The sequence below is a fragment of the Pedobacter sp. genome (genome assembly GCF_035566355.1).
Lineage (GTDB): Bacteria > Bacteroidota > Bacteroidia > Sphingobacteriales > Sphingobacteriaceae > Pedobacter.
In genome coordinates this window covers 1-7,119 of the sequence record NZ_DATMRL010000610.1, presented here as the reverse complement: position 1 = coordinate 7,119, position 7,119 = coordinate 1, and the positions used below count along the sequence as shown (strand labels likewise).

The following is a 7,119-nucleotide window of genomic DNA, read 5'->3' as shown; positions in this document are numbered from 1 at the left end:
CAGTACAAATACTGCACTTTTCGAAAGCCTGAATATTGTCAAAAATGGCAGCAATGCCGGAACGCTGACTTATAAGGTTAAAAACGGCGCAAGTGGAACAGCAACCCTAACCGTTATCGTTAAAGACAATGGCGGGCAGGCCAACGGTGGTGCTGACAGTTATAGTACAACATTCACCATCACGGTTAACCCACTTCCGGTAGTGGCCATTAGCAGCGATCAGGGTAAGAGTATTTCCAAAGGTGTAACCGTCCAGTTAACAGCTACAGGTGGAACCAGCTACAGCTGGGCAACAGCATCTGGCATCCTGGGCGGCCAGAATACAGCCAAACTTAGTGTAAGACCAAGCGTAACGACTACTTATACCGTAACCGCTACTAATGCCAGCGGATGCAGTACGACAGAGAGCTTTACTCTTGAAGTTCGTTCTGACTACCAGGCTGTCGATGCGACGAACATCTTAAGCCCTAACGGAGACGGCAAGAATGATCTTTGGGTAGTAAGGAACATAGACCTTTATCCAAACAATGAGGTTAAAGTATTTGACCGTGCAGGACGGATCGTTTTTGGACAGAAAGGGTATAACAATACCTGGGATGGGACCTATAATGGCGTACCCTTACAGGAAGGCACTTATTATTACATTATTGATTTTGGCACCGGCCAGTTAAAGCAAAAAGGATTCATCACCGTAGTTAGAAACAATTAACTAATACAAAGATTTAGACATTATGAACACGATCAAAAAGATATTAATTAACCTGGTTCTAATCACAATTATGGGAACAGCTGCAAAAGCGCAGCTGAACCCCTTAAGTGCCCAATACTTTACCAACCAATACCTGATCAACCCAGCCTTCGCCGGTTATACACCAGGTGTAAAAATAAATGCAGCCTATCGTAAACTCTGGAATAATGTTCCCGGAGCACCACTTACACAAAACGTGACCGCAGATTATGGTTTCCAAAAGGTGGGTATTGGTCTGAATGTTTACAACGAAAAGGCAGGTCTTCTGAGGCAAACTAGGGTTGTAGGCAGTTATGCTTACCATTTGCCGCTTAATGGAGATGGTCAGCAATTGAATTTCGGTGTATCCCTTGGCTTTTTAAACCAGAGGCTCGAAACCGCCGACATCAATGGTGACCCTAACGACCCTTCTGTTGGACAGTACAATGACCGCAAAACCTATCTTGACGGAGATTTCGGTCTGGCCTATACCAGCAATCACCTGAACATTCAGGCGTCCATTCCAAATTTAAAAACCTTCTTCAAAAAGGATGAGATCAAAATGGCCGATGTTGCTACTTTTTACAGTGCAATCAGTTACAAGATCGATTTAAATTCAGATGAAAAACCAGCGCAGATCGAACCAAAAGTTGCCTTTAGAGGTGTTAAAAACCACAGTAATATTGTGGATGCCGGTGCGCAGCTTGGATTTGCAAACCAACAGGTTTTTCTTTTAGGCTTATACCACAGCACCAAAAATGCCACTTTTGGAGTCGGCATGGATTACCAGAATAAATATATGATCAGTGGTACCTATACCACCCAGACTTCTGCATTGACCAATTACACCAATGGAAGCTTTGAACTTGATCTGAGGATCAGCTTCAAATAATAACCAATATCTATAAAAAATGGCCGGTCTGACTATTTCAGACCGGCCATTTTTTATAGATAAAATTCCGTTATTCTACGGTAACTGATTTGGCAAGGTTTCTTGGCTGATCTACATTACAGCCCCTCAGCACAGCGATGTGATAAGAAAGTAACTGCAAAGGAATCGTTGCCAGCAGCGGCAGAAATGCTTCGCTCGCATCAGGTATTTCAATACAATAATCGGCCATTTTTTTCACCTCGGTATCACCCTCAGTAACGATGGCTACCACCACACCCTTTCTTGCTTTTACTTCCTGGATGTTGCTGATTACCTTTTCATACGAGGAATTTTTGGTTGCAATTACAACAACCGGCATTTCCTCATCAATTAAAGCAATCGGACCATGCTTCATCTCCGCAGCCGGATAACCTTCGGCATGGATATAAGAGATTTCTTTTAGCTTCAAGGCACCTTCAAGTGCCACAGGGAAGCCGCTTCCTCTACCCAGGAACAGGCAATTTCTGGAATCTTTAAACTTCTCGGCAATTTCCCTGATCAGGGTATCTGATTTTAAGGCAGCTTCGATTTTCTGTGGAATATTATCCAGCTCGGTTAATAACTCGACCAGTTTGGAGTTGGTTACAGTACCTTTTTGCTGAGCCATATAAAATGCCATCAGTGTCAGTACAGTTACCTGGGCTGTAAATGCCTTGGTTGAAGCCACCCCAATCTCCGGGCCTGCATGCGTATACACACCTGCATGTGTAATACGTGGAATAGAGGCGCCCACCACATTACATACACCAAATATAGTTGCTCCCTTTTCTTTGGCCATTTCAATAGCCGCCATAGTATCTGCCGTTTCGCCCGACTGTGAAATTGCGATAACCACATCTTTCTCCGTAATGATCGGATTTCTGTACCGGAATTCAGAAGCATATTCTACTTCAACAGGAATACGTGCATATTCCTCAATCAGATACTCTCCAACCAAACCCGCATGCCAGGAAGTACCACAGGCTACAATAATGATACGGTCTATATTTTTAAGCTTCTCCGCGTATTCCTTAATTCCACCCAACTGTACTTTACCTTCAGAAGGATAGATCCTTCCTCTCATACAATCCCGGATGGAACGTGGTTGTTCATAGATCTCTTTTAGCATAAAGTGATCATAGCCCCCTTTTTCAAGCATCTCCAGTTTCAGTTCCAGTTCCTGAACATATGGTGTCTGAACAACATTATCCAAACGCTTGATCACCAATTCATCGCGTTTTAAAAACGCAATTTCATTGTCATTCAGATAGATTACATTTTTGGTATATTCTACAATAGGTGTGGCATCAGAAGCAATAAAATATTCTCCCGCACCAACACCGATCACCATTGGGCTCCCTTTTCTTGCCGCAATCAGTTGATCCGGCTGGTCCTCATCCATAATCACAATGGCATAAGCACCACTCACTTCGTTAAGCGCAAGCCTTACCGCTTCCAGAAGATCTACATCCTCAGACTTATAAATATCTTCCACCAGATGGATCAATACTTCCGTATCCGTATCACTCTTGAATACATGCCCTCTGCTTTCCAGCTCTTCTTTAAGTGTGGCGTAATTTTCTATAATTCCATTGTGGATGATACTCAGTTTACCATCATTTGAAGTATGAGGATGTGAATTCCGGTCAGATGGTGCACCATGTGTAGCCCACCTGGTATGTCCTATTCCAATAGTACCAGAAAGGTTCTTTCCTTCTGCAAAATTCTCCAGTTCAATCACCTTACCCGCCTTTTTGAAGATATTCATCCCTTCGTCATTGATCAGTGCAATTCCAGCACTGTCATAGCCCCGGTATTCCAGTCTTTTTAATCCTTTTATAACAATTGGCCAGGCTTCCCTGTAACCAATATATCCTACTATTCCACACATATAGTTCTTTTTATATAATTTCTATGAATTAATTTTTAATTAAATGATGCTGTAAATTTATATAAATTACTTAACATCAGCAATGTACATCTGTTCATTTTTCCATTAGCATATATTTTTTTAAAGGTTATGAACCGATCATGTGCTACCAAAATTTATTCACTTCGGTTTGTGCAGTACTGCACATGATAGTTTCACCAGCCACCTCAATCCGTACAGTCATAGAAATTAACAATATTTACATTTCCAAAATTTTAATCCAATTTTAACATGAATAATATCTTTTTAATTAATATTAACGTTATATTGCATAACAATTTTATTACAAAACACCATTGAATTTAAAAATTCATGCCACCTACACCAACCTTTCAAACCGCAAATGACCCTGTAGCAATTGAACAATTAATTGCAGCCCTGTCTTCCTTCCATCCACTAAGTGAGGGGCTCAAAAATCAGATCGCCACCAGAGTCCAAACCGTGAAGCTGGAGAAGGATGAGTTCTTAATGAAACAGGGTGAACATTGTTATTATTTCTACTTCCTGGTCAATGGCATATTGGTAGCTACAACCAACAGAAACCATAAAGAGCTGACTACTTTTATTGTCACCGATGGCAATTTCGTTACCTCAGTAACAGGAATGTATGGCTATGTACCTTCCGAGGACACCGTACATGCCGTAGAGGATGCTTTACTTTTAGCCCTGCACGCTGATGATATGCAGGAGATGTATGACCGCTTCCCGGAGTCGAATATCATCCTGCGCAAAATCTTTGAAAATTATTTTCAGGGCGCTCACGAACGCTCTAACATGACGCGGTTAAATACAGCGAAAGAAAAATATCTATATCTCCAATCCTATATGCCAGATCATATTCACCGGATCCCTCTGGCACATAAGGCAAGCTATCTGGACATCAGACCCGAAACATTGATCAGGATTAAAAAAGAACTACAATCAGAACAAGATGAATCACAATGGGCAGATACTTGCTCCAAATTAAACGCTCATATTGACGAGCACCTGAGCTTCCGTCAAAAAAACCTTACCCTCGCACAATTGGCTAAAGAATCAAATATTCCTATTGCTCAACTTAACTTTCTTTTAAAGAATAATTACAACAAAAGCTTTACAAAATACGTTAATAGTTTGAGAGTTAATTACGTAAAGGAAAAATTAGCCAAAGAAGATGAATGGAAACACCTCACCATCGAAGCCGTTGGTATAGATGCAGGGTTCAAATCCAGAAGCGTGTTCTTTTCAGAATTCAAGAAACAAACCGGAATCACTCCCGGCGAGTTTGTTAGAACTGCGGGAAAGAGTCCAGAATTTGAATTTGAGACTACATAATATCGTAATAGATTAGTTACAGTAGAAATAAGGTGATAAATTTACACTGAAATGGAAAATATATTAAATAAGAATATAAAAATGGACTGGATCAACAAGGAACGCACATATAGGGAATGTCCAAAATGCCGTCAGGGAGAACTGGACACTAGAATTCCAAGAGGTCCACTATTTAAACATTTTCTCTTTTGGATGCCTTATAAAAGGTATAGGTGCAGCAATTGCCAGGCAAAGATTCATATACTTGAGAAGAAATAAAAAAAAGGCCATTTGGATAATCCAAATGGCCTTTTTTTTATTTCTTACCGATGACTTATTCAACCGTAACCGATTTGGCCAGATTTCTTGGCTGATCGACATTACAGCCTCTCAAAACAGCGATATGATAAGACAACAACTGCAATGGTATAGTTGCCAGTAGTGGTAAAAATGCCTCACTCGCATCCGGAATCTCGATACAATAATCTGCCATCTTTTTAACTTCAGTATCGCCTTCAGTAACAATAGCAATAACCTGTCCTTTTCTGGCTTTTACTTCCTGTATGTTGCTGATCACTTTTTCATAAGAAGAATTCTTTGTTGCAATCACTACAACCGGCATTTCCTCATCAATTAAAGCAATCGGACCGTGTTTCATTTCAGCAGCCGGGTATCCCTCAGCATGGATATAAGAGATCTCTTTTAATTTTAAAGCGCCTTCCAGGGCAACCGGGAAGCCGCTTCCTCTTCCAAGGAAAAGACAATTTCTGGAATCTTTAAACTTTTCTGCGATTTCCCTAATCAGCGCATCAGACTGCAAAGCCAGTTCAATTTTTTCAGGAATATTCTCCAGTTCAGTTAAGAGCTCAACCATTTTAGAATTGGTTACCGTTCCTCTCTGCTGTGCCAGATTAAAAGCAATTAGGGTCAATACAGTTACCTGAGCGGTAAACGCCTTGGTACTGGCCACGCCAATCTCAGGACCTGCGTGTGTATAAGCGCCCGCATGCGTAATTCTTGGAATAGAAGCACCAACCACATTACATACACCAAAAATGGTTGCCCCCTTTTCTTTAGCCATCTCTATAGCCGCCATCGTATCTGCAGTTTCACCAGATTGAGAAATGGCAATGATCACATCGCTTTCATGAATGATCGGGTTTCTGTATCTAAATTCAGAAGCATATTCCACTTCGACAGGAATACGTGCATATTCTTCAATTAAATACTCTGCAACCAAACCTGCATGCCATGAAGTTCCGCAGGCTACAATAATAATGCGCTTTACATTTTTAAGCTTATCCGCATATTCATTGATCCCCCCCAGTTGAACTCTTCCTTCTGAAGGATAAATACGGCCCCTTAAACAGTCTCTTACAGATCTTGGCTGCTCATAGATCTCTTTTAACATGAAATCATCATAGCCGCCCTTTTCCAGCATTTCCAGTTTCAGTTCCAGTTCCTGGATATATGGAGTCTGGATCACATTGTCCAAACGTTTAATCACTAATTCGTCCCGCTTTAAAAGTGCAATTTCATTATCATTCAGATAAATCACATTTTTCGTGTACTCCACGATCGGTGTTGCATCAGAAGCAATAAAATACTCTCCTTCTCCAACTCCAATCACCATTGGGCTACCTTTTCTTGCAGCAATCAATTGATCAGGCTGCGCCTCATCCATCACCACAATAGCATAAGCACCATTCACTTTATGCAACGCCAATCTTACTGCCTCCAAAAGGTCTACATTTTCAACTTTATAGATCTCTTCAATAAGGTGGATCAATACTTCTGTATCGGTATCACTGTTAAACTCGTGACCTTTGCTTTGGAGCATTTCCTTAAGCGTAGCGTAGTTTTCTATGATACCATTATGGATAATGGTTAAATCGCCCGCATTAGAGGTATGGGGGTGAGAGTTACGGTCGCATGGCTCTCCATGTGTTGCCCAACGCGTATGGCCTATACCGATGGTTCCTGTCAAATTTTTACCTTCGGCAAAATTTTCCAGCTCCACAACCTTTCCGGCCTTTTTGAAAATATTTAAACCGGCATTATTGATCAGCGCAATACCCGCACTGTCATAACCACGGTATTCTAGTCTTTTTAGTCCTTTAACTACAATTGGCCAGGCTTCTCTGTGACCGATGTATCCGACGATTCCACACATAAATTAATAGGTAAGATGTTTATGATTGATATTGATTGTCATAATATTTTACGTAGTCACCAGAAGTCACATCAGATAACCATTCT

At 41.0% G+C, this 7,119-nt stretch carries 5 protein-coding genes; 3 read left to right on the top strand and 2 right to left on the bottom strand.

The genetic code is table 11. From position 1 onward, the window contains the following. Together VNZ46_RS23865 and VNZ46_RS23860 are read left to right on the top strand one after the other, a co-directional pair. On the top strand, positions 1-709 hold a 709-nt coding region (locus VNZ46_RS23865), incomplete at its 5' end, for a gliding motility-associated C-terminal domain-containing protein (protein WP_325563304.1). 22 nt (positions 710-731) lie between these two features. Then, on the top strand, positions 732-1,619 hold the full coding sequence (locus VNZ46_RS23860) for a PorP/SprF family type IX secretion system membrane protein (RefSeq protein WP_325563302.1): 888 nt from the start codon (positions 732-734) through the stop codon (positions 1,617-1,619). A gap of 70 nt (positions 1,620-1,689) precedes the next feature. Here the strand turns inward: VNZ46_RS23860 and glmS (VNZ46_RS23855) are convergent, their stop codons facing one another. Then, positions 1,690-3,528, bottom strand: a complete 1,839-nt coding sequence (gene glmS, locus VNZ46_RS23855) for a glutamine--fructose-6-phosphate transaminase (isomerizing) (protein WP_325563301.1) — start codon at positions 3,526-3,528, stop codon at positions 1,690-1,692. A 351-nt stretch (positions 3,529-3,879) separates the two neighbouring features. Between glmS (VNZ46_RS23855) and VNZ46_RS23850 the strand changes: the two genes are divergently transcribed. Continuing rightward, the gene (locus tag VNZ46_RS23850; RefSeq protein ID WP_325563299.1) at positions 3,880-4,881 is read left to right on the top strand and encodes a helix-turn-helix domain-containing protein; all 1,002 of its coding nucleotides are present in this window, start codon (positions 3,880-3,882) and stop codon (positions 4,879-4,881) included. Between the two features lie 313 nt (positions 4,882-5,194). On the opposite strand, the gene glmS (VNZ46_RS23845) is transcribed toward VNZ46_RS23850, so the two are convergent. Beyond that, a complete protein-coding gene (glmS, locus tag VNZ46_RS23845; RefSeq protein WP_325563297.1) occupies positions 5,195-7,033 on the bottom strand; it encodes a glutamine--fructose-6-phosphate transaminase (isomerizing) in 1,839 nt (612 codons plus the stop codon). Positions 7,034-7,119: the final 86 nt, after the last annotated feature.